24 protein-coding genes are annotated in these 26,714 nt (G+C 39.4%); 8 read left to right on the top strand and 16 right to left on the bottom strand.

Going from position 1 to position 26,714, the window contains the following annotated elements; genetic code table 11:
• The first annotated feature begins 149 nt into the window (after window positions 1-149).
• Together AAEZ22_RS14150 and AAEZ22_RS14155 are read left to right on the top strand one after the other, a co-directional pair.
• Window positions 150-2,096: a hypothetical protein gene (locus tag AAEZ22_RS14150; RefSeq protein ID WP_179807755.1), complete on the top strand. Its 1,947-nt coding sequence runs from the start codon at window positions 150-152 to the stop codon at window positions 2,094-2,096.
• 123 nt (window positions 2,097-2,219) lie between these two features.
• Window positions 2,220-2,681, top strand: coding sequence for a TlpA family protein disulfide reductase (locus tag AAEZ22_RS14155; RefSeq protein WP_179807756.1), 462 nt, complete (start codon window positions 2,220-2,222; stop codon window positions 2,679-2,681).
• Window positions 2,682-2,736: 55 nt separating this feature from the next.
• On the opposite strand, the gene AAEZ22_RS14160 is transcribed toward AAEZ22_RS14155, so the two are convergent.
• Window positions 2,737-4,464, bottom strand: a complete 1,728-nt coding sequence (locus tag AAEZ22_RS14160; RefSeq protein WP_352297722.1) for a DUF885 domain-containing protein — start codon at window positions 4,462-4,464, stop codon at window positions 2,737-2,739.
• A gap of 184 nt (window positions 4,465-4,648) precedes the next feature.
• Here AAEZ22_RS14160 and AAEZ22_RS14165 point away from each other — a divergent pair, with 184 nt between their 5' ends.
• On the top strand, window positions 4,649-5,236 hold the full coding sequence (locus tag AAEZ22_RS14165) for a DUF4202 domain-containing protein (protein ID WP_339686144.1): 588 nt from the start codon (window positions 4,649-4,651) through the stop codon (window positions 5,234-5,236).
• Window positions 5,237-5,360: 124 nt separating this feature from the next.
• On the opposite strand, the gene der is transcribed toward AAEZ22_RS14165, so the two are convergent.
• The 10 genes from der to AAEZ22_RS14215 all read right to left on the bottom strand — a co-directional run bounded on the left by der (window position 5,361) and on the right by AAEZ22_RS14215 (window position 17,590).
• Window positions 5,361-6,824: a ribosome biogenesis GTPase Der gene (der, locus tag AAEZ22_RS14170; RefSeq protein WP_011329772.1), complete on the bottom strand. Its 1,464-nt coding sequence runs from the start codon at window positions 6,822-6,824 to the stop codon at window positions 5,361-5,363.
• A 93-nt stretch (window positions 6,825-6,917) separates the two neighbouring features.
• Window positions 6,918-8,096, bottom strand: a complete 1,179-nt coding sequence (bamB, locus tag AAEZ22_RS14175) for an outer membrane protein assembly factor BamB (RefSeq protein ID WP_011329773.1) — start codon at window positions 8,094-8,096, stop codon at window positions 6,918-6,920.
• Between the two features lie 10 nt (window positions 8,097-8,106).
• Window positions 8,107-8,727: a YfgM family protein gene (locus tag AAEZ22_RS14180; protein WP_011329774.1), complete on the bottom strand. Its 621-nt coding sequence runs from the start codon at window positions 8,725-8,727 to the stop codon at window positions 8,107-8,109.
• A gap of 47 nt (window positions 8,728-8,774) precedes the next feature.
• Window positions 8,775-10,055 (bottom strand): histidine--tRNA ligase, encoded by a 1,281-nt coding sequence (gene hisS, locus AAEZ22_RS14185; RefSeq protein WP_011329775.1) that lies wholly within the window; start codon window positions 10,053-10,055, stop codon window positions 8,775-8,777.
• Window positions 10,056-10,234: 179 nt separating this feature from the next.
• A complete protein-coding gene (gene ispG / locus AAEZ22_RS14190; protein ID WP_086998188.1) occupies window positions 10,235-11,353 on the bottom strand; it encodes a flavodoxin-dependent (E)-4-hydroxy-3-methylbut-2-enyl-diphosphate synthase in 1,119 nt (372 codons plus the stop codon).
• 5 nt (window positions 11,354-11,358) lie between these two features.
• The gene (locus AAEZ22_RS14195) at window positions 11,359-12,222 is read right to left on the bottom strand and encodes a RodZ domain-containing protein (protein WP_011329777.1); all 864 of its coding nucleotides are present in this window, start codon (window positions 12,220-12,222) and stop codon (window positions 11,359-11,361) included.
• Window positions 12,219-13,952: a type IV pilus biogenesis/stability protein PilW gene (pilW, locus tag AAEZ22_RS14200; protein WP_182678487.1), complete on the bottom strand. Its 1,734-nt coding sequence runs from the start codon at window positions 13,950-13,952 to the stop codon at window positions 12,219-12,221. The genes AAEZ22_RS14195 and pilW overlap by 4 nt, the downstream gene beginning before the upstream one ends.
• A gap of 146 nt (window positions 13,953-14,098) precedes the next feature.
• Entirely contained in the window at window positions 14,099-15,229 is a 1,131-nt protein-coding gene (rlmN, locus tag AAEZ22_RS14205; protein ID WP_011329779.1) for a dual-specificity RNA methyltransferase RlmN, read from the bottom strand.
• Between the two features lie 169 nt (window positions 15,230-15,398).
• Complete coding sequence (gene ndk, locus AAEZ22_RS14210) at window positions 15,399-15,830, bottom strand: nucleoside-diphosphate kinase (protein WP_011329780.1); 432 nt, start codon at window positions 15,828-15,830, stop codon at window positions 15,399-15,401.
• A 143-nt stretch (window positions 15,831-15,973) separates the two neighbouring features.
• The gene (locus AAEZ22_RS14215) at window positions 15,974-17,590 is read right to left on the bottom strand and encodes an esterase/lipase family protein (protein ID WP_231613386.1); all 1,617 of its coding nucleotides are present in this window, start codon (window positions 17,588-17,590) and stop codon (window positions 15,974-15,976) included.
• 309 nt (window positions 17,591-17,899) lie between these two features.
• On the opposite strand from AAEZ22_RS14215, the gene AAEZ22_RS14220 reads away from it, so the two are divergent.
• Together AAEZ22_RS14220 and trhP are read left to right on the top strand one after the other, a co-directional pair.
• Complete coding sequence (locus AAEZ22_RS14220) at window positions 17,900-18,400, top strand: acyloxyacyl hydrolase (RefSeq protein ID WP_307724741.1); 501 nt, start codon at window positions 17,900-17,902, stop codon at window positions 18,398-18,400.
• Between the two features lie 258 nt (window positions 18,401-18,658).
• Entirely contained in the window at window positions 18,659-20,065 is a 1,407-nt protein-coding gene (gene trhP, locus AAEZ22_RS14225; protein ID WP_011329783.1) for a prephenate-dependent tRNA uridine(34) hydroxylase TrhP, read from the top strand.
• A gap of 79 nt (window positions 20,066-20,144) precedes the next feature.
• Here the strand turns inward: trhP and AAEZ22_RS14230 are convergent, their stop codons facing one another.
• Window positions 20,145-21,029, bottom strand: coding sequence for a LysR family transcriptional regulator (locus AAEZ22_RS14230; RefSeq protein WP_011329784.1), 885 nt, complete (start codon window positions 21,027-21,029; stop codon window positions 20,145-20,147).
• Window positions 21,030-21,306: 277 nt separating this feature from the next.
• On the opposite strand from AAEZ22_RS14230, the gene AAEZ22_RS14235 reads away from it, so the two are divergent.
• The 3 genes from AAEZ22_RS14235 (at window position 21,307) to AAEZ22_RS14245 (ending at window position 23,363) form a co-directional block, all read left to right on the top strand.
• A complete protein-coding gene (locus tag AAEZ22_RS14235) occupies window positions 21,307-21,573 on the top strand; it encodes a hypothetical protein (protein ID WP_197182339.1) in 267 nt (88 codons plus the stop codon).
• A 24-nt stretch (window positions 21,574-21,597) separates the two neighbouring features.
• On the top strand, window positions 21,598-21,900 hold the full coding sequence (locus tag AAEZ22_RS14240) for a hypothetical protein (RefSeq protein ID WP_089369098.1): 303 nt from the start codon (window positions 21,598-21,600) through the stop codon (window positions 21,898-21,900).
• A 341-nt stretch (window positions 21,901-22,241) separates the two neighbouring features.
• Window positions 22,242-23,363, top strand: a complete 1,122-nt coding sequence (locus AAEZ22_RS14245) for a PD-(D/E)XK nuclease family protein (protein ID WP_179807905.1) — start codon at window positions 22,242-22,244, stop codon at window positions 23,361-23,363.
• 247 nt (window positions 23,364-23,610) lie between these two features.
• On the opposite strand, the gene AAEZ22_RS14250 is transcribed toward AAEZ22_RS14245, so the two are convergent.
• From AAEZ22_RS14250 to AAEZ22_RS14265, 4 genes are read right to left on the bottom strand one after another with little or no spacing between them, the layout of a single operon-like run.
• Entirely contained in the window at window positions 23,611-24,327 is a 717-nt protein-coding gene (locus tag AAEZ22_RS14250; RefSeq protein WP_089369100.1) for a hypothetical protein, read from the bottom strand.
• Window positions 24,324-25,064 (bottom strand): iron transporter, encoded by a 741-nt coding sequence (locus AAEZ22_RS14255; protein WP_089369101.1) that lies wholly within the window; start codon window positions 25,062-25,064, stop codon window positions 24,324-24,326. Before AAEZ22_RS14255 ends, AAEZ22_RS14250 begins: the two co-directional genes overlap by 4 nt.
• Window positions 25,051-25,404 (bottom strand): cupredoxin domain-containing protein, encoded by a 354-nt coding sequence (locus tag AAEZ22_RS14260; RefSeq protein ID WP_089369102.1) that lies wholly within the window; start codon window positions 25,402-25,404, stop codon window positions 25,051-25,053. Before AAEZ22_RS14260 ends, AAEZ22_RS14255 begins: the two co-directional genes overlap by 14 nt.
• Complete coding sequence (locus tag AAEZ22_RS14265; RefSeq protein ID WP_179807906.1) at window positions 25,397-26,710, bottom strand: ATP-binding protein; 1,314 nt, start codon at window positions 26,708-26,710, stop codon at window positions 25,397-25,399. Before AAEZ22_RS14265 ends, AAEZ22_RS14260 begins: the two co-directional genes overlap by 8 nt.
• Window positions 26,711-26,714 lie beyond the last annotated feature (4 nt).

Below are 26,714 nucleotides of genomic sequence, written 5' to 3' on the forward strand. Positions count from 1 at the left end.
CGTGATCAACAGAAGCATATTCCATGTATTAATGAGATAGGTAAATACATTAATTAATGGAACGGAGTAACTATAAGGTTATAAATCGCTCAAGTTTTTAGTTGGCCGACCGATATATACTTAATAGCAGTTTGCGATTAAGGATGATCATGATTAACAATGGGTTAAATAACCACTCTAGTTTAGCGACAAAGCAAGTACTGCCAGTTGATAATGCAAACCATACCCTTAGCAGCAAACTGCAACATAGCCCACTCGAAATAGCGCCAAAATTAATACCAGAGTTAGCAACAGAGCTATCACCCAAAATAACGTCCGATTTTCTCAGTCAGTTTAGCGACGAAAAAGTTGCCCAATTACTGCAACAGCAACTTTCGGTGCTGATCACTCCTGCAAAAAAAGCAAATATATCGAGCTACCACTACAGCGCTGAAGAGTTAGCTATACGTACTGTAATAACGAGTCAGCAAGAAGGGCTACTTAAAAATGAGCATAGCGATAAGCTCATACAACGCTTAAATAAATCGGTAACAGATATTCAGGGTGCTTACGCCAACACCAGTGATATTTTATTTAATCTGGGGCAATTAGGGCATCAACAAACATCATTTTTAGCCTCTAGTCAGCAGCGTGTTGAGCGTGCGCTTAACCCTTATATGGAGAGTATTAATCGCAGCAAGCAGGAGGATGACGATAACTACCGCTTTCAATTATCAGTAAAAACCAAAGAAGGCGATATTATTAATATTACCTTTAACTCATCGCAAGGTTATGATGAAAGTGCTGGTAAAACGGCTGATAATTTTAGCCTTAGCTATGAAGTAGAAGGGGATTTGTCAGAGGCTGAGCATCAGGCGCTAACTGAAGTACTTGCAGGTGTAGGTGAAATGGCTGATGAGTTTTTTAAAGTCAGTCAATATGCTAACAGCCGTTATGTGCCGGTAAACCAAGGCGATATGAACTTAGACTTTTTAGCAGATTTTAATCATCAGCAGTTATCTGGTTTTGATGTGTCTTTTTCAACGACCGAAGGTGAGAGCGTTTTATCTACTGAAAACAATCTTGATTTTAGCTACAGCATAGATGAAAGTATGCAGCAGCAAGCGCTGGTATTTAAATCGGATCGCGGCGCTAATAAAATCGACTTTACTTTAGATATGGCAACGGTAGGCGCTAAAGATAACCAGCAAATGCAGCAGTATCTTGCCTCATTAGATAAAAACCTTGAAGATAGCCGCCACAATAGTAGCGACGAGAAAGCGTCTGCATTTGGTAAAAAAGGCGATGCAAATATGCAGCAAGGCTTTGCTTTATTTAAAGGCGCATTTACGAGCATGTCCTCAGCAGCGCAGCGTTATAGCAAGTTAGAGTCACTAGCAACGCAGCAATTTAATGACGGGCGCGCTATGGTTGCCGATTTAGTCGATAACATGATCACGAACGATCCTCGCTATCAAGGGCTTGGCAACAGTACGCAAAATTCTTTAGGGGCGGGTATTTCTAAGTTAGCTGATTTTGATGCAAAATTTGAGTTTGCCATGGACAGAGGCGACTATCAGCCTAAAAGTAACGTTGCGCTAAGCCAAGCCACCGAGCAACAAAAGTCAGGTGAGCTAAAAGGGGTTACGCAAAGTAAAAACGTAAGTAGCCATTTTGACTACCAGAATACCCGGCCCGATTATTACGACAGCGAAGAAAGTTACAATATTAATACCGCCGTTAAAAATAACGAGTTAGTTGGGCTTGACCAATACCAGCAAATAGATATTGATAAAAAAACCTATCAATACAACCAAGATAAATCGCAGTATGAGCTAAAAATGGCACTTACTGAAAAAACCACTAACGAAAGTAACATTCGCCTTATTAACGATATTTGGCTTGAAAACAACGAAAACAGCCACAAAATGGATAAAAAAGAACGTATAAACGAGATTGGTGAGCCAGATGATTTTAAAAATACCAACCATTATTCACATAATAAGTTAGTTACATTAATTGGTGATTTAGACAAATTAGCGCAAGATAAAGATGCAAGACGAGAGTATTTAACGCAGTTATCGCAAGTAAACTTTTTTATGGATAACAATAAATAATGGCTTGATTATAGTAATGCTATTGACTTTCTTTGGTTGTAAAATAGCCATATATCAACTTAACTTATACTCTTAAATCGAGTAAATAAAACACTCACAGTATTAATACAAAAAGGCGCCTTAATGTTTAAAAAATTAGTTTTATTCTTTTTTCTGTGTTTGCCACTGTCCACTTTTGGGGCTACAGCGCCTTATACTGGGGGTATTAGCGCGGCAGATTTACTTGCAGAATATGATAACTTTGCTCAGCAATATAAAAACTTTACCCCTAGCAAACAAGATATTACGCTAATACAAAAATTAAAGGGGAAGGAGTTAACCGTATTATTTGGTACTTGGTGCCATGATAGCGCGCGCGAAGTTCCGCGTTTAATTAAACTGCTTGAACAGTCGAAAGTACAATTAGAGAGTATTAAATTTGTAGCCGTAGGGTACAACAAGCAAGATGCTAGCGGCGTAGCACAGGCTCATAATTTACAATACACACCTACTATTATAGTTAGCCAAAATGGCAAAGAACTAACACGTATGGTTGAAAAACCAGCGGGCACACTTGCGCAAGATCTTACAAAAAACCTACCTTAATAATCGAGTGGGCTTGCAGGTTAAAGGCGCTGAGTAATGTTCAGCGCCACAGACATCAAATAACGGACTTTTGCTGTGCAATCCATTCATTTATTACCGCTTCTAACACCGCCATTGGCAGTGAACCTTGGCCGATAACAGTGTCGTGAAACTGGCGTATATCAAACTTAGCACCTAGCTCTTTTTCGGCTTTTGCGCGCAGTTCACGTATTTTTAGCTCGCCCATTTTGTAAGACAGTGCTTGGCCTGGCCAAGAAATATAACGATCTATTTGATCCTCAACCGCACTTTGCGGCAAGGCTGTGTGATCTGCCAAGTAGTCAATAGCCTTTTGGCGGCTCCAGCCAAAGGCATGAATACCGGTATCAACCACTAAACGCACTGCGCGCCACATTTCGTAGCCCAAACGGCCAAAGTCGCTGTAAGGGTTTTGATAAAATCCGGCTTCTTTGCCTAAACGTTCGCTGTACAAGCCCCAACCTTCGCCAAATGCAGAGTGGCTAAGTGTTCGTCTAAACTGGGGTACATTTAACTCCATGGCAACGGCATTTTGTAAATGATGCCCAGGAATTGCTTCGTGTAAACTCAGTGCCTCTAGGTTATATAAAGGCTGTATTTTAGGTGTTGAAGCTAAAAAATAAGTACCTGGTGAGCGGTTATCAGGTGGTGGCATATAAAACGCGCCGCGACTTGCTGAGCCTTTAATGGTAAAGGTGTTGCGCGGTAAATGGCCAAAATAGGTGGGTAACTTGCCATACATTTTTTGGGTAATAAAAGCGATTTTTTCGAGCAAGTCTTGCGCGTCTGTTGCGTAAAATTGCTTGTCGTTCGCTAAAAACTCTAAAAACTCAGCGTAAGTGCCATCAAAGCCCACTTTATCAATGATGTTTTGCATTTGCGTTTTTATACGTGCGACTTCCTTTAAGCCAAGTTCGTGTATTTGTTTTGGCGTGGCATTGGTGGTGGTGTAATAATTTACCGTATATTTGTAGTAATCAAGGCCATCTTTAACACTTGAAATACCAGGCTCGGCTCTGCAATTAGGCATGTAATCGTTTTCAAAAAAGTCGTAAAAATGCTGATAAGCGGGTACTACTTTTGAGCTAATTAAAGCTTTTGCTTTGTTTTGATATGTGGCTTTTTGCTCTGCACTAAACGTACTCGGAATACGGGTAAAGGGCTCGTATAAGGCGCTGTTCTCAGGTTTTTTAACGATATGAGCGCTAATGCTACTGCTGTAATTTTCAAAGGTTTTACAGTAGTGCGTATAACCATTTTTAATCCCAGCTTTCATCAAGTTAATGTTTTCTTGATTAAAACGAGGGTAGTCGGCAAGGCTGACTAAAAAGTGTTCATAATCATTAGCAGTTAAAAATGCCATATTAGCCGGTGCTTCAGCAAAGTAGGTATGCCAGCCGCTTAAAAAGTTTACTGGAAAATACTTATCCTGAAATAGATAGCTTTGTTGCTCGGTTTCTCGTTCATATTTAAATAATCGGTAATTCATTAACTGCGCGTCGCTGAGCTTGCTAGGATCAATGTTTTTTAAATTGTCGAGCACGGCATCATTGTACTGTTGACGCTGAGCAATAGCGTGCTCGGTCCAATTAGCTAACTTGCCATTGGGTTTCCAGCCGTCGCGATCGGTACGAAAAAATATTTTTTCGTCTTGGGCGTGTTGCCAATGTTTATCAATTATATTTTTTAAATCGGCATTGTTATCAGCCATACTTGGCAGCGAAACTAGGGTTAAGCAAATAGCTAAAATACTTTTTTTGAACATGTTTATCTCGTTTTAGCGAGTTAATTTTTATCGTTCAAGGTTAACACGTGCTGTTTATAGATAACACTTTGTTAGTGCGGTTAACGTTCAGTACTCGCTTATTCGTTTTGAGCGGCTTAGAATGGTGTAAAGTAAACTCAAGTTAAATATAAGTACCATGCTAAATAGCGCACCTAATAAAACAATGCTTAACCAAGTAATAACCTTAATTGATCAAGCAAATAGCCAAGACCCTAATACTGAAATATATAATGCTCAGAGCCTGCCAAAAGAAAGTTTATACGCAACTCGTATGAGCGAAATGTTAGCGCGTTTTAACCCTAATGCTGATGAGCTTATGCAAATAGCAGTACGCGGCCAGCATATTGAACGCTGGCAGTCGCCGCGCAGTAACTTTGCTATGAATAAGCAGGGGTATCATCAGTGGCGTAGTGCACTTTATATATTTCATGCCTCAAGGGTAATTAAGTTGATGCAACAAGTTGGCTTTAATGAAGCGCAGCAACAGCGGGTTTATGCCGCGGTAGCTAAGCAAGATATTAAACGCAACCCAGACAGTCAGTTAGTGGAGGATATTGCAAGTTTGGTGTTTATTGAACATTATATGTTGGCCTTTACCAGTACCAAACCAGATTATGATGAACAAAAATGGCTTGGCATTATTCGTCGCACGTGGCAAAAAATGTCAGTAGAGGCACGCGATTTTGTGCTCGCTGGTAATGTAACATTACCCGAACCGTTAGTTGGGCTTATTCATAAAGCGGTTGCGTAATACTTTATTTTAAACAAAAAAATGGCGTACATTTAATGTACGCCATTTAATATTTTAGTACCTAGTACCTAGTACCTAGTACCTAGTACCTAGTACCTAGTACCTAGTACCTAGTACCTAGTACCTATTTGTTACGGTTTTCTTTACTAAACGCACGAATTTTACGTTTTTGCGATAGTGTTATTTTATTAACACGTCCGGCAAATGGGTTATCACCTTCTCTAAATTCGATTTTGATAGGTGTGCCCATAATTTTCAGTGCTTTACGGTAGTAGTTCATTAGGTAGCGTTTATAGCTATCAGGTAAATCATGAACTTGGTTACCATGAATAACGATACGTGGTGGGTTATAACCACCGGCATGCGCATATTTAAGCTTAACACGGCGACCACGAACAAGTGGCGGCTGATGATCTGCTTGTGCCATGTCCATAATACGACGTAACATTGCGGTGCTTATACGCTTAGTAGCTGATTCGTACGCTTCATCTACCGACTCAAATAAATGACCTACGCCAGTACCGTGTAATGCCGATATAAAGTGTAAACGGGCAAAGTCGATAAAGCCTAAGCGACGATCTAGTTCTGATTTAATACGATCTTTAACATAATCGTCTAAGCCATCCCATTTGTTCACCGCAATAACCAGTGAACGGCCAGAGTTAAGTGCAAAACCTAATAAGCTTAAATCTTGATCAGAAATACCCGCACGAGCATCAACGACTAATAACACTACGTTACAGTCTTCAATTGCTTGTAGGGTTTTAATCACTGAGAACTTTTCAACCACGTCGCTTACTTTTTTACGCTTACGCACACCAGCTGTGTCGATTAAAATATATTCTTTGTCGTTACGGGTCATCGGAATATAAATAGAATCGCGGGTTGTGCCTGGCATATCGTAAACAATTACACGTTCTTCACCGAGTATACGGTTGGTAAGTGTTGACTTGCCTACGTTAGGACGACCAATAATGGCTAGCTTTACAGGTTTGTCTGCAAATGCTTGATGAGAGTCATCTTCACTGTCTTCTTGGTATAAATCGATAAGCTCTTCATCATCGTTACTTACATCTTCATCAAGCGCCGCTAATTCAGCAATTAAAGGCTGTAGCGTTTGCTCAAGTAATAACGTAATACCGCGGCCATGTGATGCAGCAATATGATGAATTTCGCCCAGCGATAATTGATAGAACTCAGCGCAGTTTGAATCGGCGTCAATACCGTCGGTTTTGTTAGCAACCACAAAGCATTTTTTCTCTTGCTTGCGCAAGTGATTAGCAATGGCTTGGTCAGCTACTGTCATACCTACACGGGCATCAACTAAAAACAGTACTATATCGGCTTCTTCAATGGCGAGCAGAGACTGATCAGCCATTTCGATTTCAATGCCTTCTTCAGAACCATCAATACCGCCCGTGTCTACCACGATAAATTCATAGCCATCGTAATTTGCTTGGCCATATTTTCTATCACGAGTTAAACCTGGAAAATCGGCTACGAGCGCGTCACGAGTACGTGTTAAACGGTTAAATAATGTGGATTTGCCCACATTGGGTCGCCCAACTAGAGCGATCACGGGAAGCATAAACTACCTCTTTAAAAAACAACAAAAGGCTTCGCGTTGCGAAGCCTTACAAAAAATAATTAACTATTAGTGGGTTATACTAATAATCATAAGTTAGTTTGGTATTTGTACCGCACTAACTTCCCCATCTCGGGTATATAAAATCAGTTTATCGTTGGCAACAACAGGCTCAACAAAAAAGCCTGAACTGTCAAAGTCTTCACGAGATACTAGCTCGCCAGTGACTTTATTTAGCCAATGTAGGTTACCTTCTTGATCACCTAACGCTAAATATTCACCTGCAACTGCAGGGCCTGTTAAATACCAACCACGTAGAGCGGGTTGGCTCCAACGTTCAATACCTGAATCTTTATCCAATGCGTAAATAACACCGTTGCTATCTACTACATAAATACTTTGTGCATCCATGGCAATATCGCGGTAACTGCTGTATTCACGTTTCCATACAATATTACCAGAACGAATATCAACTGCCGCTAGGTTACCATTATAAGCAATAGCATAAGCGTATGGGCCGCTAATAAGTGGTTGTGTGTCTACATCAACTAGACGCTCAAACTCTGAAGCACCTTTAGCAACTGCAATTTCGGCACTCCATGCAGAGTAACCACTGTCTGAAATTAATACGCTTAATTTGCCGGTTTCTAGGCCAACTAATACACCACCATTTGCAACAGTAGGCGCGCTTTGTCCACGTAAGGTTAGCGCAGGTACTTCTTGCTCAAAGCGCCAGCGTTCTTCACCCGTATCAGGATGAAGGGCTAATAACTTACCCGAAGCTAAATTTACAAATACCAAACCGTCACCGGCAGCTGGTTTTGAAAGTGCTTCACCGGGTACGTTTTTACGCCAAACTTCTTCACCAGTTTCACGATCTAGAGCAATAACATAGCCATGCTCCGAACCTAAATATATTTTACCATAAGCTTGTAATATTCCGCCCGATAATTTTGCACTATCGTTATCGGCCCATGGCCAAAACGATACATCTTGGCGCACATCGCTTTTCCATAGCGTATCGCCATTTTCTAGCTTAAGTGCTTTTACTTGGCCTTCGCGGTTAGCAACGTATACGGTATCTTTATATACAGCAGGTGATAAGCGTGAAAAATAATGCTCTACACCATTACCAATTGATTCTTGCCATACAATATTAGTTTCGAACTGGTTGGCTATTTCAGGCAGAACCAGTTCTTCTTCGTCATCACTTGACGAGCAACCCATTAAAGTTGCCATGCAAAGTGCAAGCGTTGCGATTGTTATTTTTTTCATAGCTAAAACCTTATGCCGCTGGGCTTGTTACTGCTAGGTCATCTAACTTAATTTGTAATAGTGGATTACTGGTTAGTCCACCGGCATCAACCGCTGCTTGATATGCTGCGCGAGCTTGTTTTTTGTCGCCTTGCTTAGTGTAAATATCACCCTTAAGCTCTGCAACATTGGCAGAAAATGCGTCAGGTAATGATGCATTTAACGACGTTAGCGCTTCATCATACTGCTGCTGGGCAATTTGAACGCGAGCTAGGCGTGTAATAGCAATGGCTTTTAATTCATCGTTTTTTACGTTAGACACTATCCAGCTTAGCTTTTCGCTTGCGGCGTCTAGGTCATTTGCTTCTACAGCATCTTTAGCCGCTACAAATGCAGCTAACGTTGCGTAGTTGGTATCTTTATTTTCGCTAATAAAAGTATCAGCTGACGATAATACACTTTCGCCTGAAACCAATGTTGTGTAAGCGTCTGATGCTTGCTCAGCTGTGGTAATTTGGTTTTGGTTATACGCTTTCCAGCCATATAAACCACCTAAACCTACAATTACACCTAGTGCAAGAGAAAGGCCGTTTTCACGGAAAAAGCGCTTTATGGCTTCGGCTTGTTGTTCTTCTGTTGAATAAATATCCATTTTTACCTCTGTGATAGCTTTGGCATTAATATGCTTTTATTAAAATATTAGCTATTAATAAGCTCTGCTAATAGCGCTTTAGCTTGTTCTAATTCTAATGTGACTTGTTCTTTACGCTCGCGTAAATACTTAATGGTCACAACGCCTTGTTCTAATTCATCTTCACCGATAATAACGGCAACGAGTGCATCGCTTTTATCAGCACGTTTTAATTGTTTTTTAAAGTTGCCGCCGCCAGCATGCACCATAACGCGTAAGTTTGGCACATCGCGTCGAAGCGTCGCTGCAATAATAGGTGCTTGAATACTGGCTTTGTCGCCCATTGATGCTAAATATACATCAGCATTACGACGAATATCACCTACACACTCAAGTGCTTGTAGCAGTAGCACTAAGCGCTCAAGGCCCATTGCAAAACCTACTGCAGGGGTCGCTTTTCCACCAAGTTGCTCAACTAAGCCATCGTAACGGCCACCGGCACACACAGTACCTTGCGCGCCTAAGCTGTCGGTGATCCATTCAAACACAGTGCGGTTGTAATAATCTAAACCACGTACCAGTTTTTCGTTAATCGTGTATTTGACGCCGGCTGCGTCTAAACGTTCACATAAATTTGCAAAATGTTCTTTTGATTCAGTGTCTAAATGCTCAGATAGCTTAGGTGCATTAATTAAAATTGCTTGCACGTCAGGGTTTTTGCTATCAAGTACACGTAGCGGGTTTGAATACATGCGACGTTTTGAATCTTCGTCTAGTACATCAAGGTGTTGCTCAAGATAGGCAACCAGTGCATCACGGTAATTGGCACGTGCTTCGTTTGAACCTAACGAGTTAAGCTCTAAACGTACATGTTCGCTAATCCCAAACGATTCCCATAATTGCGCTGTAAGTAAAATAACTTCTGCATCTATGTCGGCACTCGCAATACCAAAGGTTTCTAAACCAAATTGGTGAAACTGGCGATAGCGGCCTTTTTGCGGACGTTCATGGCGAAACATTGGGCCCATATACCAAAGGCGTTGCTCTTGGTTATACAGTAAGCCATTTTCGTTTCCTGCGCGTACACACACAGCGGTGCCTTCTGGGCGAAGCGTAAGTAAGTCGCCATTACGATCGGCAAAGGTGTACATTTCTTTTTCTACTATATCGGTTACTTCACCAATAGAGCGTTTAAATAGGTCGGTTGATTCTACAATTGGAAAACGAATTTCTTGATAACCGAACGACGCAACGGTTTCGCGTAAAATATTTTCTACTTTTTGCCAAACTTGAGTATCGCCTGGTAGGCAATCGTTCATACCGCGAACTGCTTGAATTTGTTTTGCCACTGCTAAATCCTAAAAACTGTTGTTGTACAATGCTTGACTGCGACAACATAAAACTAAAAAAATTGACCCGATATTATAACCCTAATTTACACGTAAATGCGAGCTTAGAGGCGCGCTATTGCTAAGTTACCCAGCGATAGCACAATTTAAATAAAGGCCAAACTAACTAATTAAAGGTGTTACTCAACGATTTTAATATCGATAGGTGTTTGGTTTTGTTTTTTTGCAATAAAATCGCGCACGTAGCCTTCAAGTTGTTCAACAATATTATTGTTATCTATGCGGGCTTTTTGGCGTTCGCCATTAATATATAATCCTGAGCGACGACTAGCGCCGGCTAAACCAATATCACTTACCAATGCTTCGCCAGGGCCGTTTACTACACAGCCAATCACTGAGACCGAAACCGGTTCAATAATATCCTCTAAGCGCTCTTCTAATTGGTTCATGGTGCTAACTACATCAAACTCTTGGCGAGAGCAGCTAGGGCAAGCAATAAAGTTAATACCGCGAGAACGAATACGCAGTGATTTTAAAATATCAAAACCAACTTTAATTTCTTGCACCGGATCGGCTGCCAACGAAACACGTAGCGTATCGCCAATTCCTTCGGCAAGTAACATGCCTAAACCGACTGCAGATTTAACTGAGCCTGAGCGCATGCCACCGGCTTCGGTGATACCTAAATGCAGAGGTTGGTCTATTTCTTTTGCTAGCAAGCGATAAGCACCTACAGCTAAAAACACGTCAGACGCTTTTACTGATATTTTAAATTGATCAAAGTCTAAACGGCGCAATATATTTACATGGCGCATTGCCGACTCTAATAATGCCTCGGGCGAAGGCTCGCCGTATTTTTCTTGTAAATCGCGCTCTAATGAGCCGCCATTTACACCAATACGAATAGGAATGTTGTGCTCGCGAGCCGCATCTACCACAGCCCTAATTCGCTCTTCGCTGCCAATATTACCTGGGTTAATACGCAGACAATCTACGCCATATTTTGCCACTTTTAAGGCAATTCGGTAATCAAAGTGAATATCGGCTACTAACGGTATAGTTACCTGCTCTTTAATGCTTTTGAATGCTTCGGCGGCGTCCATAGTTGGTACAGATACGCGCACAATATCGGCGCCGGCATCTTGTATTGCCTGAATCTGTGCTACGGTTGCATCCACATCCATAGTGTCGGTGTTAGTCATTGACTGCACGGCAATGGGTGCGCCATCACCTATAGGTACATTACCAACATTAATACGGGTTGATTTTCTGCGTTTAATTGGGGATTCTGAAAACATAGCGGCTACTCTGCTAGTGGTAATTTAAATTTAGCTAAACGATTTTTTGGAAAAGCTGATAGATCAACAGTTTCACCGTTTAGAGTAATATTAACTGCATCATGCTTACCCAGCACAACCGAAAAAGGAGCTATGCCTGTTAAGGTCATTTCATAGCCTGCTTTTTTTACTCCAAACGCAATTTTTTCACCTTCGGCATCATAAATTTCTACCCAGCTCTCATCATTAAAAAGCATAACGATAGTACTACTATTGTTTGCTTCATTAGGGGCTGTAGTAGTGGTGTTAATTGTACTATTACCGCTAGGTAGCGCACTTAATTGCTCACTTTGCGGTAATGCTACATTATTTATTTCCTGAACTTGCTGCTGTGATGCGCCAATATTACTTTGCGCAGCCTGTTCTTGTTGCTCACTCATTATCGAGTTTTCAACATTAATATTACTTGTTTGTTCTTCAATTGGCATAGAATTTTGCCACCACCATAAGGCAGAGGAGCCAATTACAATGGCTAAAATAATATAGCTGGCAATCATTAAACGACTGTCGTTAGCTTCTTTTTCAGTACGACGCGAAAAACTCTGCATATCAACGGGTTTTTCAGGCGTTGTAGGTGCAGGTAGCATAGCCAAAATAGGTGTATGATCAATTTTTAGCTCTCGGCAATAATTTTTTATATACCCTTTTACAAAGGTTGTAGGGCCAAGTAACTGATATTCATCATTTTCCATGCGTTGTACTTGTAACACAGTCAGTTTTAAATGTGTTGCCATAGTAGCAAGGCTAATGTCAGCGTTTTCTCTGTGTGTTTTTAATATTTGCCCAAGAGAAGGTTGTTCGCTTTGGGGCTGAGTAATTTCTTCATTCATAATAGGTATGAGTCTGGATCCACTAGTAAAAGATTGTGCCCTGGTGTTAGTGCTATATCAGGACTTAATTTATTCCATCGCATTAATTCATCAATTAATACCTGCCGCTGGGTAGCTATTTCAAAAAGGGTATCACCAGCTTTAATTTCATAATAAATATTAGGATCGTTAAGGTAAATTTTACTGCCATTCATTACCCGATCTGACTCTTTTAATCCATTCCAGAGTAGGAGCTTTTGTAGTTTAACATTGTATCGTACCGAAATGCTAAATAGGTTTTCACCAAACTCTATAATATGAAACGGTACTGTAAGTGGCGCAACCTTAGGATTGAGCATAGGTAGCTTATTGTCGTTACTTGTTGGCGCATTTCTCAGCTCTATGGTGTCAAGTTCGTTGCTGTTATTGCTAGTAAATACATCTGCATTTTTAGTGGCCTTATAAAAAACCACCTGACCATTATTACTAGGTTGAGCACTCGTTTGGCTGAAAGTAGTGTTAGTTGTATTTGCTTTATTAGCGCTGTTATTAGCAGATTGAGGAGCGCCAAAAGAAATTATTTTAACGTTATTATTAGCTGCTACCTGTGCTGCAGGCAAGGTGCTTGGTGGTGTCTCAGGCTGCGTACTTAAAGGGCTAACAATAGCTTGCTTGCTGCTTTGGTTTGTTATTAGTTTTGCGTTTATCGCAGCGTTCACCTGGCTTGTTGGCGCGACAGTTTTGCTTGACGGCTGAGCTGGTTTAACTTCGGCTATTACTGCAGCTGGGGCTGTTACTGTTGCAACGGGCGTTTTATTAGCACTAATTAAGCTTGTTGAGTCATTTTGTGATGGACGCTTTTTACGAATTATTTTTATTTTAGGCTGTGAACTTAATTGCGCTTCGCTACCATCTTGTTTTAATTCATTGAGCTGCGCTTGACGATATTTTTCGCGCAAGACTTCAAATTCGGTTTGTTTTATTTGGCTATCTCTAATCGCAAAAGCCTGATCACTACTTGGGTAAGTTTGTAGGATAGTTGCAGCAATTTTCTCTGCTTCTTCAATTTTACCCATGCGCTGTTTAATTAAATAACTAAGTAATAAAGCACGCGCTGATATTTGCGCGGTATCGTCGTAACGCTTTAACAGTGCACTTGCTTTGTATAAATCGCTTTTAGCGTAATATAAAGCCGCTAAACTAATTAGCGTTGAAGCGCGCTGAGAACTGTGATTTATTGCTTGCTGAAAATAAGTTTCGGCGTTATCAAAGTCGTCAAATTCTATAGCGCACAACGCTAAGTTTTCGTAGCTTTGGGCAACACGGATATAGCTGGGTATTGCGATTGCTTTTAAAAACTGATCAGTAGCACGGTCGTATTCATCTATACCACATAAAAATACCCCATAGTTATTTAAGGTATTAGGATCGTCAGGTTTAATAGCAAGTGCTTTTTGATAGGCTAAATCGGCAAGTTTATTTTCACCAACTTGTTGATAGTAATACGCTAAAGAGTAGTGGACTTCGGGTAGGTTTGGCGCATATTCGCTGGCACGTTCAAGGTTATATTTTGCTTGAGAGTTATTACCCGTATTTAAATATTGTAAAGCAAGGGCAATGCGAGTTCGAGCTGCGCCTGCGCTATTAATTTTATTTTCGACAACGGGTTTATCACTGCCGTTATAACTATTTTCTGTAACGCAACCGCCTAAGGCGAGCGTAGATATAGTTAAAACTAGTAAAGGTCGCATTACCTTGTCTCTTTATTTTTTGTCCATAGCGCCTATCTTACCTAAAAGCATCTATGTTGCATCAATTATTTAAAAATAAACGACTTAAAAGCAATCAGTCTTGATATGGGGTATTAATTAAGACTGATTGCTATTTAGAGATGAGACTATGCTTGGTGAATATTAACGGCAATCGCGTTATCGTCACGCATTTTCTTTTTAGCCAAGCGTTTTGTTCTATCAACAACATCGCCAGCTAATTGACCACAGGCTGCATCAATATCATCACCGCGAGGGCGGCGCACAATACAGGTAATGCCGGCTGCTTGTAAAACCTTAGAAAAACGGTCAATACGACTATTACTCGAACGCGTATATTCGTTACCCGGAAATGGGTTAAACGGAATAAGGTTTACCTTACAAGGAGTACCTTTAAGCGTTTGTACCAATGCGTGCGCTTGGTCGGTGCTGTCGTTAATACCATTGAGCATAACGTATTCAACGGTTACGTCTTTATTTGCTTTAGAGCCATCGATATAACGACGACACGCCGCTAAAAACTCTTCAATAGGGTATTTTTTATTAACGGGCACTAAAATATCGCGCAGTGCGTTATCAGGAGCATGCAATGAAATAGCCAGTGCTACGTCAATTTTTTCTTTTAGTAAATCCAGAGCCGGTACCACGCCTGAAGTACTTAATGTAACGCGGCGCTTAGATAAACCAAAACCCCAATCGTCCAACATCAGTTCCATCGCGGGGACTACGTTTTTAACGTTAAGGAGTGGCTCACCCATGCCCATCATTACCACGTTTGTTACCGGGCGTTTTTCGCTGTGACCATCAAGGCCAATATCTTTAGCTACACGCCAAACCTGGCCAATAATTTCAGATACTTTTAAGTTACGGTTAAAGCCTTGTTGCGCTGTAGAGCAAAAAGTACATTCAAGCGCACAACCAACTTGCGATGATACACATAACGTAGCGCGTTCTTTTTCAGGGATCCAAACAGCTTCTACTTCTTGGCCGCCTTCAAGCACTAATGCGTATTTGATCGTGCCATCTTTAGCTTGTTGACGCACTGATATTTCTGGGGCAACAATTTCGCATTCAGCTTTAAGTTTTTCTTTAAGCTTTTTGTTTACGTTGCTCATATCGTCGAAGTTATCTACGCCAAAATGATAAATCCATTTCATCACCTGGTCACTACGAAACGGCTTTTCACCGAACGATGCAAATAGCTCGCGCATCCCTTCTCGGTTTAAATCTAATAAGTTAATCTTTTTTTGTTCGGTCATGAAACAACCTCAATCGGTGACGGTGGAGATAAAAATTTACGAGGACGAATTGTACACAATTCACTCAGCTTAATCATTAAGTAAAACATTATAAGTTTACTGATTAATACCTTACATAATGACTAAAAAAGGGCCCGAAAGCCCTTTTCAATATGTTAACGAGTTCGAATTAACGAGTACGTGAACAAAGTTCTTCGTCAGCGAAGAAGTACGCGATTTCGCGAGCAGCAGATTCAACAGCGTCAGAGCCGTGAACAGCGTTTTCGTCGATGCTGTCAGCGTAGTCTGCACGTAAAGTGCCTGCTAGTGCGTCTGCAGGGTTAGTAGCACCCATGATTTCACGATTTTTAAGAACAGCGTTTTCGCCTTCAAGAACGGTAACCATTACTGGACCAGATGTCATGAAAGATACTAAAGCACCGAAGAAAGGACGTTCGCTGTGTTCAGCGTAGAAGCCTTCAGCTTTCTCTTGTGAAAGGTGAACCATTTTAGCTGCAACGATTTTAAGGCCAGCAGTTTCGAAACGGTTGTAGATAGCGCCGATGTGGTTTTTAGCAACTGCATCAGGTTTTACGATTGAGAAAGTACGTTCTAAAGCCATCTTAATGCTCCAATAATTTTAAGTGAAAGTGTGAATATTAACGGGCGCGAATTATACGCGTTTTAACGTAAAAATACTAATTATTATTAATAACCATCTTTGAATATATTTAGCAGGCTTTATTTATATTTTGTTTTGTGCGCTTACTGCGATTTTAACTTTGTTAAAATATACTCAATTGCACTAGGGTTTTGAAAGGAGTTATGGCTTGATTTAACTATAATAGTCTCTTTAGCTTTGTCGTAATAAGCGCTAGGGTAGTCAACTACGCTGTCGCTGATATTACTGCAATCATCGCTTGAATCGCAGATTAGACGATTAGTAGAACCAATAATATTATACGCTTCTCCTTGCACGGGTAATGTGCCCAACGCATCCATTAAAGGGTGCCCTGGTCTGAGTACTTGTACGCTATTTGGACCATAATCTTTTAAAAAAGGCAGCATACCTTTAGTTAGTTTAGCTATGCCAACCTTATCGATAAGTGCTTTAAAAAGGCCAGTAAACTCCAGCGGCAAAGTAACTAAGGACGCGCCTATGTAGCCTAATGCTGAGCTGGCAATACTGGAGCCGCGATGTGGGGTATCTAAAAAGAATACACGGTTGTAGTTAAACACCGGCTCAAACACAAAAATATCTTTAATATCGCGTTGTTTTTCGTTGAGTAGCAGTTCGGGTCTGTCGGTAAAAGTGGCATCCCACAATGCGTAGTTGCTATTTGTTGTTAATGTTTTACTGATCACTCCGCCCATACTGTGGCCAATTATTGTTGCGCGCTCAAAGCCTTGCTCCCCGCTAGCAACTTGGCTCAGTTCACTGAGTAAATGACGCACTCTCATGGCATTAAAAAACGGTGGCGGACCTGAGGGATAATACACATGCCAAATTTGATAACGTTGGCTTAATACTGCATCATTTAATATGGCCATGGTTAAGTAACGCCAAATCAGTGGATCAGAATTTAAACCGTGGATCATTACTAATGGTTCTTTGTCAGCAGTTAATTGGGCAAGTGAAAATATGCCACGACGCTTTTCGGCTTCGCTGGCAGAGACAAAGCCTAGCCAACTAAATTGGTCTATGGTGGCATCTTCTAGCAGCATTAAAAAACTTGCTGCGGGTGAATAACTTAATGCGTAGCGATTATTTCCTAGGCTAATTTCTTTGGTGTTGTTTTGTTGTTCAATATCTATGGTAACTAGGTAGGTTAAACCCTGTGTTTCAATTGTTTTTAACTTAGCATTGTAGGCGCGGTAAATACCTTCTTCAGGGTAAAATTTGGCTTTTGGGTTGTCGGGCTGCTGTTTCTTTACCACTAAGGCAACCCCCAACTCACCCAGTGTTTTAGCCGCAAGGCGTGGCTCTAAAGGTAATAGGTTACTTACAAAGGTAAATTGTTTTTCACCGTTTATTGCAACCGAAACAAGGTTTAATTGTGTGGGATCGCTTTTTAGTAGTTTATAAAGAGAGCTGTTGTAGAGGCTCAGTGCATACGTTTTTAAATTAGAGGGTAATTGCGGTCTGGCCAACAGAGTTTGCGCACATTGTAGGCTCAATACTAGGCCAATATCTGTATCATCACTCACGCTCAGACAATGGCTGTGTAACGCGCCTAGCGATAAGGGCGCTAAATTAGGTAAAACAGCATAGCCCAACGCATTGCTAATTTGTGGCTGTTGGTCATTTAATTGCAAAAAACGCCCAGAAGAGCAGCCATTGAGCATAATAAAAATTGCAATAATAAAGAATAATCGAACCATAGTCACAGTGCTAAAAAATTATAAAAACAATATTAAAATCTACACCTTAGTCGTTATTTTCTCAAGTATTAAACGGCTATTAACAAATTAACTTGCCTGTTTGTGCAAAAACTTGCTCATATAATGGCTATTGTTCGTGTAGTTGTGTGCTGCAGCAATAATATTGGCGGTTAATTAAATTCTATTAAGTCGATTGTTTTATACTAATTAATTAAATTTTAACCGTGATAAATGTCATTAAAATAGCCGCCAAATTCAACTTAACACGCTTATATTGCTATGAAAAATATTATTCTAAGTTTGACACTAATGTTTGGTTTTGTATTTTCGGCAGGCGCAACTCAAAACAAGAGTTATTCGATTGATTACGTTCAAGGTGAAGGAGATGTCAAAGGGATTAAGCTAGCGCTGCAATACCACGTTGACTGGTTAAAACAGTATTCAGAGAATTTAAATATGTATTTTGAATCAAGCTTAAACCTGTGGGAGTATGGTGCTGAAAATGACTACGACAGTAACCTAGTGCTTGCTATTTCGCCAGTGATCCAATACCCGATAACCCAGATGGCAGATAAACCTATTTTAATAGAGTTTGGGATTGGTGTTTCGTTACTCGACGATACTGTGTTTGCGGGCAAAAATGTCAGCACCCATTATCAATTTGAAGACCGCTTAGGTTTAGTGATGAAGTTTGGCAAAAATAATCGACAAAGCGTGGCTATACGCTACTTTCATTATTCTAACGCCGGCTTCAAAAAGCCAAATCCAGGGCTAGATTTTATTGCCCTAAATTATACCCGCTTTTATTAACCCCTGTGACTAAGTAGCCGCAAGTATCGCAATATAAATAACTGCGGCTACTACAAAAAATTAGCGCAAAACGTTACTCAGTTTTTCGTTAGTGAGAGGTGTTTTAAATAAGGGCTAAATTATTGTGCTTTTAACGCTAAATACTCAGTACATGATGCTGATCAATTATCCTTAAATTAATACTCTATATACTGCCGCGCTTTGTTATTTAATTATTCATGCAACTGGCTTGTAACCAGTTTTATGTATGGAGCGCTCATGCCATCAACTACTGTTAACTCTTCAAAAAATACACCGCCGTTTGCGTTTACCCCTGAACTATTATCGCCCGCGGGCAGCTTAAAAAACATGCGCTATGCCTTTGCCTATGGTGCTGATGCAGTATATGCAGGGCAGCCACGCTATAGCTTACGAGTACGTAATAATGAGTTTGATCTTGAAACATTAAAAATAGGCATAGATGAAGCGCATGCACTAAATAAAAAGTTTTATGTGGTATCGAATATTGCGCCGCATAACGCTAAAGTTAACTCGTATTTACGCGACATTGAGCCGGTTATTGCTATGCAGCCCGATGCGCTGATCATGTCTGATCCGGGTTTAATTATGTTAGTGCGTGAAAAATGGCCGACTATGCCTATTCATCTATCGGTACAAGCGAATGCGGTAAATTACGCGAGTGTACAGTTTTGGGCAAAACAGGGGATTGAGCGAGTTATTTTATCGCGCGAACTGTCGCTAGAAGAAATTGCCGAAATACGCCGGCTTTGCCCAAATACCGAGCTGGAAATATTTGTCCATGGTGCCTTGTGTATGGCGTACTCTGGACGCTGTTTATTGTCGGGTTACATAAACAAACGCGATCCAAATCAAGGTACATGCACTAATGCTTGTCGTTGGGATTACGATGTAAAACCGGGTGTTGAAAACGAAACGGGTGAAATGGTACATAAGTTCGATCCTAAAAGCATAATACCTACGCTTGGTGAAGGCGCGCCTAGCAGCGAAATAGTCATGTTAGAGGAGCAAGGTCGCCCCGGTGAATATATGCCTGCTTATGAAGATGAGCATGGTACTTATATTATGAACTCAAAAGATTTACGTGCAGTACAATATGTAGAGCAACTTACCCAAATGGGTATACATAGCTTAAAAATAGAAGGGCGCACCAAGTCTTTTTATTATGTAGCACGCACCGCGCAGGTTTATCGCAAAGCAATTGATGACGCAGTAGCTGGTCGCCCGTTTGATACCAACTTATTTAAAACCTTAGAAAATTTAGCCCACAGAGGCTACACCGAAGGCTTTTTAAAGCGCCATGCGCACCAAGACTATCAAAATTATGAATACGGCCATTCGGTATCAACTAAACAACAGTTTGTTGGCGAAGTGCTGGGTAGAGATGCTAACGGCTTAGTTGATATTGATGTAAAAAATAAGTTTTGTGTTGGCCATTCATTAGAGTTAATGACCCCACAAGGTAATATTAGCTTTGTACTTGAGCAGATGGAAAATAAAAAGGGTGAAAGTATTAGCGATGCTAAAGGTTCCGGCCATATTGTTAAAATAGCGCTGCCTCAAGCACTAGATTTAGCGTACGCTATTTTAATGCGTAATCTTGATGAGCATCAAGATACTCGTAATCCGTTTAAGCAAGCCGTTTAGTAATTACAGCAATACTTTAAGCGACTTTTATAGCGTTATGGTACTGAGGCTCAGTTATTAAAAAATACCTTGCAGCGCTTTAGCTAAAGTGTTGCAAGGTATAGTCTATTAGTAACCTCACACGATGAGGGATTTGTTTTCTGTCGCGATAAAGCATAGAAAAAGGCTGCCCTTCACTTTGCCAATCAGGAAGAATACGCTCAAGCGTTCCTGACTCTATTAATGGCAATGCAATATAATCAGGTATATAACTAATGCCAACACCCGATTCTACGGCATGTTTCATCATTTGAATTTCATCAACTTCAAGCCTAATGTGTTTTTTTGGCTCAACGTTATACACTTCATTAGTCAGTTTATTTTTTAATTGCCACGGGGCTAATCCAAAGCAAATAACTTTGGGTTGTTCTTCTAATTGCTCAGGGTGGGTAATTAAATGAGTGGTTTGGTTAGGGCGGCCACATATTATATTATGGGTGAGTTTCAACTCTCTAATAACCCAATTATCAATAGCAGGGTTTCTTACTCTAAAAGCAATATCAATGCCTTTTTTTTCGATATCAATTAAGTCATTTGAAAAACGTAAATCTAACTGTATTTCTGGATACAGCAGTAAAAAATCACAAAAAATAGCGCTTAAAAAATGCTTGCCCATGTAAATTGGCGCAGAAATTCTAATTTTACCTTTTGGTTGCTGCTTCTCATCAGATAACGCTTGCTCTATGGCGTCTACTTCCTCAAACAGTTTACAGTAGCGAGCGTAATATAGCTCCCCTGTATGAGTTAATGTAACGCGATGAGCGTCTCGATTAAGTAAGGTTAACTGTAGAGTTTGCTCCAATAAACGTATTCTGCGGCTTAAGGTTGATAATGATAGATTTAGACTTTCGGATGCTTTTTTAAAGCTACCTAATTTCACTATAGTGCAAAAATAACGTAAATCATCAAGGGAGTAATTAGGCATTATTAAAACCGCTTATCATTTCAAAACTTAATTATTGTTGAAGTTATGTTTAATCATAACAGCGGCGCTGTTAAATATCATTAGATGTTAAAAGTAGTGATTTAAAATTGGCCGCCCCCCCGTGATTAGGGCGAAGCGATATCGCTGGCTAGTTCGCATTATGATATCTTGAGACAAAATGGCTTTGTTAAACAAGTATGCCTAGCTTTTATTTTCTCACTAGCAATTGTTTGCTTATGTTTGTAGCGATAAATTGAGACTTAAACTTAAGGGTATTATGAATTTTTGTGATGATATTTTTGAAGCTGTATTAGCTTTAGATGAGTCTACTAGCAACGTAGCTGATAGTGATTATAACCTCAACTTAAAAGAGGTTAATTTGGCTCACTACCTCAGTATTTCAAACAACGAAAAGCTAGTTTTATTAGAAAAGCTTGGCCTTTTTGATTTAGTAAAATTAGACAATAAAATTGCATTATTAAAACATGATACTCAAAGAGTCCACTTAAACGTTGTAACAAATACAAAAGTAACTAAAAGTTAGGGCATAAAAGTTACAAATTGCATTATGACGCGCTTTGATTCGGTATATACCCCAAGGGATATTGCTGATCATGTAATGTTCAAACACATACTCGCGAGCACAGAGGTGTTAATTACAGATTTCCATAAAGGAGGTAGTGATGGACGCTTTTCGAGTTCAAGAATTAACACCGCATTCGAATTAGGGCACTTTGTTTATTTTTTAGATTTTGAAAAGCCTGAAGTTTTGCATGCTACTGACGCAGAACATTTCAATGCCCTTGCCCGTTCTATGGAAATTAAAGGATCAGATATCAAAAAACTTAGAGTGATAAGAGCTAATAAATAGTGTTTAAATGGGAGCACAGCTTCAACTTCTAATTTAATAACAAGTACGCATTGGATTATAATCTCCAAAATGCATTAAACATTGCGCATAGGAATAAAACTATGCACTTGTTTTACATCAGTTTTAGGTGCTACTTCGAAGTTAAAGAACACCTAAAAATGAATTATTGAAAATTATAGATAAAGAAGTAAAACTAAATTATTTTAAGCATGTAATTTATTTTTTATCCCATCGTTCTAGATCGAAAGGCAAATTCGTAAAATATAATTTAATTCATTTTTTAACGAAATTTAAGTTAGTTTATATTGTTAACTAACAAAATACTTTTACAGGTAATAATTATGGAAAGCCTTTTAGTCAACTTAAGAAAGTATCGTCCTCGGGAAAATACGGATCCCCTTGAAAACTTTATAACAGAAGCATTTGCTTGGCTGTTGCGAAGTAACCGCGAGGTTTTACAGAGCGTATTCGAATGTATAAATAATAAATTGCAATCGTCAATTAGTGCACCCGATGGTGAAGTTTTTATATCAACGCAGGAAAATTTTAATAATAAGTTCCCTGATTTAGTTATAAGTTGGGAGACCTGCACCTTAGTGTTCGAACATAAAGTAAAATCAGACTTACATCAAAACCAGCTGAAAAACTATCGTGAGTATGCATCTGAAACTTATGACGATTACAGAATTATATTAATAACAGCTACTCCTTTTCAACATGCTCAAAATCCAGATGCAGCATTGTGCTGGGAGGATATTTATAAATGCTTAATAAGTTTAGTTGATAAAGTAAATTATGAGCACGCAAGTTGGGCAATAGAAGATTTTTTATCATTACTTAAATCTGAAGGATTAGGACCAAAGTCCCCAATGAATCGTTTCTCTATTGCTCATTATTTAGAAGCAGTAAAATTTATTGAGCAAGTTGACTCGATCTTTAAAACGGCTCAAAAACGAGAATGGCCGTTACAAACTATCGGGATGGAACCCGTATTTAAACGCCAAGGAACTGAGTCAAGAGTTGGGTTAGAATTTTGCCCTATCATTAAAAATAAAGGCAGGCAGTGGCTTCCCGGTATATTTTGCGGTGTGTTGCTCGATGGAAGAGATCACGGAGTTAAAGAATTTATAAATAATGAATTAAAATTATGCTTAGTTTTTGATTTCAATCGAACAGGCCAAGAGATGATAAAAAATTCAGACAATTATAATAATTTAAAAGCGTGTTTTAAATTATTATTTAATGATTGGGAGTATATAGATACTGCTGTAGATCCGAGAGCCAAGCATAATAAATGGCATCCAATTGTTATTTTAAGGTCAATGCTTTCTTTGTTTGAACATGCCAATACTCATCAAGAGCAAGTAGATATAGTGCTAGAAGTTTTTACAGAATTACAAAATACACTCATGATACAGCCTGAATTTATAAAGCTAGTTGAAGAGCTCACAGTGACAAAATAAAACGTTAGTGATTATATAAATGGGTTTAATAATAATCTTAGACCATATCATTATAGCGCTAGCGTAGTGCTAAACGAGTTTAGGTTAGATACAAAAACTCTAAAACTGTGGCCAAATTTTATTGACCACTTGTATCTTGAGGCTTCTGGTACACAGTCAATGGGAGTGATTTTTTAATGAATGGAAAATCTGTTGTGGAGCCTGTACGGATTCTGTGTAACTGCCCGTTTTTAGATTTTATTCATTATTAAAATTCAAATTCTAATGCGAGCCTAAAACTATGATTTTTTTCTGATTGGCTTATCTCAGTGATAAAACCCGCTTCCCATTTTAATTGTTTTTGTCCATCAAAACGTTGCAAACCTATAAAACCAGGGCCAATTCCTACAAAGTCTTCACCTACGTAAACCTCAATAGATGGTTGAAAAGCAGAACGATACCGGTAGCGATATTGTGCTCTAAACTCACTTTCCCATTCGTTTTGAATATCCTGCCCCCATTCATAAACCAAAAAAGCGTTTAATGTTAGGCTTGTTTTTCCAAACTCTTTTTCGATCACAAAACCCGAGGTTGCTTCGTATACATCTTCGTTATGTTTTTTTTCAAGCTCAAATAATGCGCCCCAATCAGCCCATAACTTACCTTGCTCAATTAACTGCCAGCGCAATTCAAGCTCGTAAGCTTCTAAGCTAAAATCGCCGTTATCGTCTCGCTCACCAACTAAATACCCTTCTAGTGCCATTGTATCGCTAATAGCACCACCACCACCTAAGCGCTGCGCTAATATATTGCCACTATCAGTTTGATGCGATACCAGTCGCCACTCAAACTCACGTTCAAAAGGTAAAACATAGGGGTGATATACCTTATCAACAACAATACCATCAGCACTTGCCTGGGTTGGAAGTAACAACACACAAAAAGCGGTAAAACTAAGCGCTAAATATAGGTTGAGTGCTTTCATACACGTTCCTTAGTCATTGAAGCTGGAATAACGTAACAAATTAATAAAAATAACACGCTGCTTGTACTATATATAAGTACACTCATTAAATCAGGAGTGGCCTCGTAACCAACAAGAGCACGCAGTACGCGGCCTAGCTCAGAGTTTTCGCTTAACAAATCACGTAAATCCCACACGGTTGAGGTGTTGGTAATTAAGTCTATTTGGCTTGCCAAATCCAGTGCGACTAATAACTTAGCCGCGCTGTTAAAAGCAAGCAAAGTAAAAAGCGGGTACATACCAAAACGGTGCTTAATTGCATTCATTAAAAAGTACAGCAATACGCTAAAACTTAAACAAATTCCAACACCTAATAAAGTGCCAATAAATAAGCTTTGCCCTGCATCATTATTTTGCCAAAAACTGGTGAGGTAAATAATATAGTGGCTTAAATACAGCGTTATTGTGCTTATAACTGCGATATAAAATGCCGCTGACTTTTGCTTTAGTGCAAATACCAACACAGCAATAAATATAGTAATACATAGCCCTATTTGTGAGTACTCTAACCCTTGGTATTCAAACCACTGGCTCACCCACGATGCGCTTTGCATGTACAAAAACGACATTACCGCGCCAATTAATACAGCAGAGCATATTCGCAAAGAACTCTGTTTTTTTACTACTTGTAGTAGCACTAATAAAATAGCCACAGGTAGTAATTGATTAAGGCTCATGACTAAACTATTTATTAACATGCTGTGCCCCTTCATCGCTAACTATTACAACGCCCCTAGCTGTATTTGGCGAAAACTCACCAAAAAACTTGTAATACCCTTTACTAAGCGGTCCTATATAAATAATGCTTTTACGATTTGGGTAGAGCACTTTTTCTCTGTTTAGATCAAAACTATCAAACTCTTCTGGTGTACTATCTTGGTTTTCTATCAATAGCTTTACTTTTTTATTCGCGGGAATAGTAATTTGTGAGGGATAGAACAAGTGATCTTTTAAAATAATAAGGTACTCTTTACTCGCCGCGTTAAACGACAAAAATAGCAAACAACAAAGGCATTGATTAAATAAACGTCTAGTCACTTTTTACTCCTGTAAAAGTAATCTTCACGGTTAGCCCGCCTAAATGACTATTCGCTAAATGAATATTTGCGTCATAAATAGCAATTATGTGTTGAACAATCGCCATGCCTAAACCCGCGCCTTGCTCGCCTGATGGATGCTGATCGCCACCTACGCGATAAAAGCGATTAAATATTCGGTCTTTTTGCTCTTCAGTCATGCCTGAACCTGAATCATCTATTTGCCAACTATAGTCATTATTACTAGATGCTAATTTAATTATTATTTGACCATCATTAGGTGTGTATTTAATAGCATTACTGAGTAAATTAGAGATAAGCGTCGTTAATGTAAACTCATCACCATTAATTACAAAATCATTACCTTCGAGGCTAATAGTTTGGTTTTTTTCGTCTATTTTATCGTATTGCTCCGACACGGCTTGTTGAGTAATAGTTAGCAATGACTGTTCACTAAACTGCTTTTGCCACTGTTCTGGCTGAGTGCGTCCTAAAATTAGCATTTGTTCAACAATATTACTTAAGCGATTAATACCTTGTGACATTGCTTTTAATTCTTGATTATTTTGCGAGTTACTTTGTTTATTAGCTAAATTATGTACATTAATTTTTAGACTACTAAGCGGAGTACGTAACTCATGAGCTGCATCTGAGGCAAAAAAGCGCTCTCGTAAGTAGGCAGTTTCTACTCGTTTAAATAAATCGTTTAAACGATTAATAACAGGTTTAATTTCTTCGTCGGTTACTTGCCAGTTAATTGGGGTAAAGTCGTTTGCTTGGCGAGAAGCCAACTGCCTAGACAGTCGGGTAAGAGGGGCTAATGCGTATTTAACAAAAAAGCTTATAAAAATAGCAAGCAGAGGAACTGCCCATAACATAGGTAACATTGCCGATAAAATAACGGCTTCAGCTAATTCAAACCGCTTTGCCATAGGTTCAGCAACGATAACCTTACGAGTATTTTTTCTCATTACAAACACTCGCATACGTTGCCCTGCTAAATTTGCAGTTTGAAGTCCTTCACTAAAATTAACACAGTTATTTGATAAACTCGATGAGCCACTAAGTAAACGATTATTATGCCAAATTTGGTACAACAACTGAGCACTATTACTACTTACTTGTGCTGCATTTGTGGTTAGTGCTAATGGTTGTTCAATTAAAACGCCAGCCACTATTTTAAGCTCATTATCAAGTAAGTTTTCACCGTGGTGCATGCTTTTTTGATAGCCTTTTACTAATGCTAAAAAACAGGTTAGCACCATCATTGAAAGTAAAATTAAGGTCAGGCGTTTACGAATAGACATTTTC

It is taken from the genome of Pseudoalteromonas sp. 20-MNA-CIBAN-0454 (assembly GCF_040308685.1).
In the GTDB taxonomy this organism is placed as follows: Bacteria; Pseudomonadota; Gammaproteobacteria; order Enterobacterales; family Alteromonadaceae; genus Pseudoalteromonas; species Pseudoalteromonas nigrifaciens.

Excerpts from the sequence above, each read along its gene's own strand:
- AAEZ22_RS14150 (WP_179807755.1), top strand. The coding sequence starts at position 150 with ATGATTAACAATGGGTTAAATAACCACTCTAGTTTAGCGACAAAGCAA.
- AAEZ22_RS14155 (WP_179807756.1), top strand. The coding sequence starts at position 2,220 with ATGTTTAAAAAATTAGTTTTATTCTTTTTTCTGTGTTTGCCACTGTCC.
- AAEZ22_RS14160 (WP_352297722.1), bottom strand. The coding sequence starts at position 4,464 with ATGTTCAAAAAAAGTATTTTAGCTATTTGCTTAACCCTAGTTTCGCTG.
- AAEZ22_RS14165 (WP_339686144.1), top strand. The coding sequence starts at position 4,649 with ATGCTTAACCAAGTAATAACCTTAATTGATCAAGCAAATAGCCAAGAC.
- der (WP_011329772.1), bottom strand. The coding sequence starts at position 6,824 with ATGCTTCCCGTGATCGCTCTAGTTGGGCGACCCAATGTGGGCAAATCC.
- bamB (WP_011329773.1), bottom strand. The coding sequence starts at position 8,096 with ATGAAAAAAATAACAATCGCAACGCTTGCACTTTGCATGGCAACTTTA.
- AAEZ22_RS14180 (WP_011329774.1), bottom strand. The coding sequence starts at position 8,727 with ATGGATATTTATTCAACAGAAGAACAACAAGCCGAAGCCATAAAGCGC.
- ispG (WP_086998188.1), bottom strand. The coding sequence starts at position 11,353 with ATGTTTTCAGAATCCCCAATTAAACGCAGAAAATCAACCCGTATTAAT.
- AAEZ22_RS14195 (WP_011329777.1), bottom strand. The coding sequence starts at position 12,222 with ATGAATGAAGAAATTACTCAGCCCCAAAGCGAACAACCTTCTCTTGGG.
- pilW (WP_182678487.1), bottom strand. The coding sequence starts at position 13,952 with ATGCGACCTTTACTAGTTTTAACTATATCTACGCTCGCCTTAGGCGGT.
- rlmN (WP_011329779.1), bottom strand. The coding sequence starts at position 15,229 with ATGACCGAACAAAAAAAGATTAACTTATTAGATTTAAACCGAGAAGGG.
- ndk (WP_011329780.1), bottom strand. The coding sequence starts at position 15,830 with ATGGCTTTAGAACGTACTTTCTCAATCGTAAAACCTGATGCAGTTGCT.
- AAEZ22_RS14215 (WP_231613386.1), bottom strand. The coding sequence starts at position 17,590 with ATGGTTCGATTATTCTTTATTATTGCAATTTTTATTATGCTCAATGGC.
- AAEZ22_RS14220 (WP_307724741.1), top strand. The coding sequence starts at position 17,900 with ATGTTTGGTTTTGTATTTTCGGCAGGCGCAACTCAAAACAAGAGTTAT.
- trhP (WP_011329783.1), top strand. The coding sequence starts at position 18,659 with ATGCCATCAACTACTGTTAACTCTTCAAAAAATACACCGCCGTTTGCG.
- AAEZ22_RS14230 (WP_011329784.1), bottom strand. The coding sequence starts at position 21,029 with ATGCCTAATTACTCCCTTGATGATTTACGTTATTTTTGCACTATAGTG.
- AAEZ22_RS14235 (WP_197182339.1), top strand. The coding sequence starts at position 21,307 with ATGAATTTTTGTGATGATATTTTTGAAGCTGTATTAGCTTTAGATGAG.
- AAEZ22_RS14240 (WP_089369098.1), top strand. The coding sequence starts at position 21,598 with ATGACGCGCTTTGATTCGGTATATACCCCAAGGGATATTGCTGATCAT.
- AAEZ22_RS14245 (WP_179807905.1), top strand. The coding sequence starts at position 22,242 with ATGGAAAGCCTTTTAGTCAACTTAAGAAAGTATCGTCCTCGGGAAAAT.
- AAEZ22_RS14250 (WP_089369100.1), bottom strand. The coding sequence starts at position 24,327 with ATGAAAGCACTCAACCTATATTTAGCGCTTAGTTTTACCGCTTTTTGT.
- AAEZ22_RS14255 (WP_089369101.1), bottom strand. The coding sequence starts at position 25,064 with ATGTTAATAAATAGTTTAGTCATGAGCCTTAATCAATTACTACCTGTG.
- AAEZ22_RS14265 (WP_179807906.1), bottom strand. The coding sequence starts at position 26,710 with ATGTCTATTCGTAAACGCCTGACCTTAATTTTACTTTCAATGATGGTG.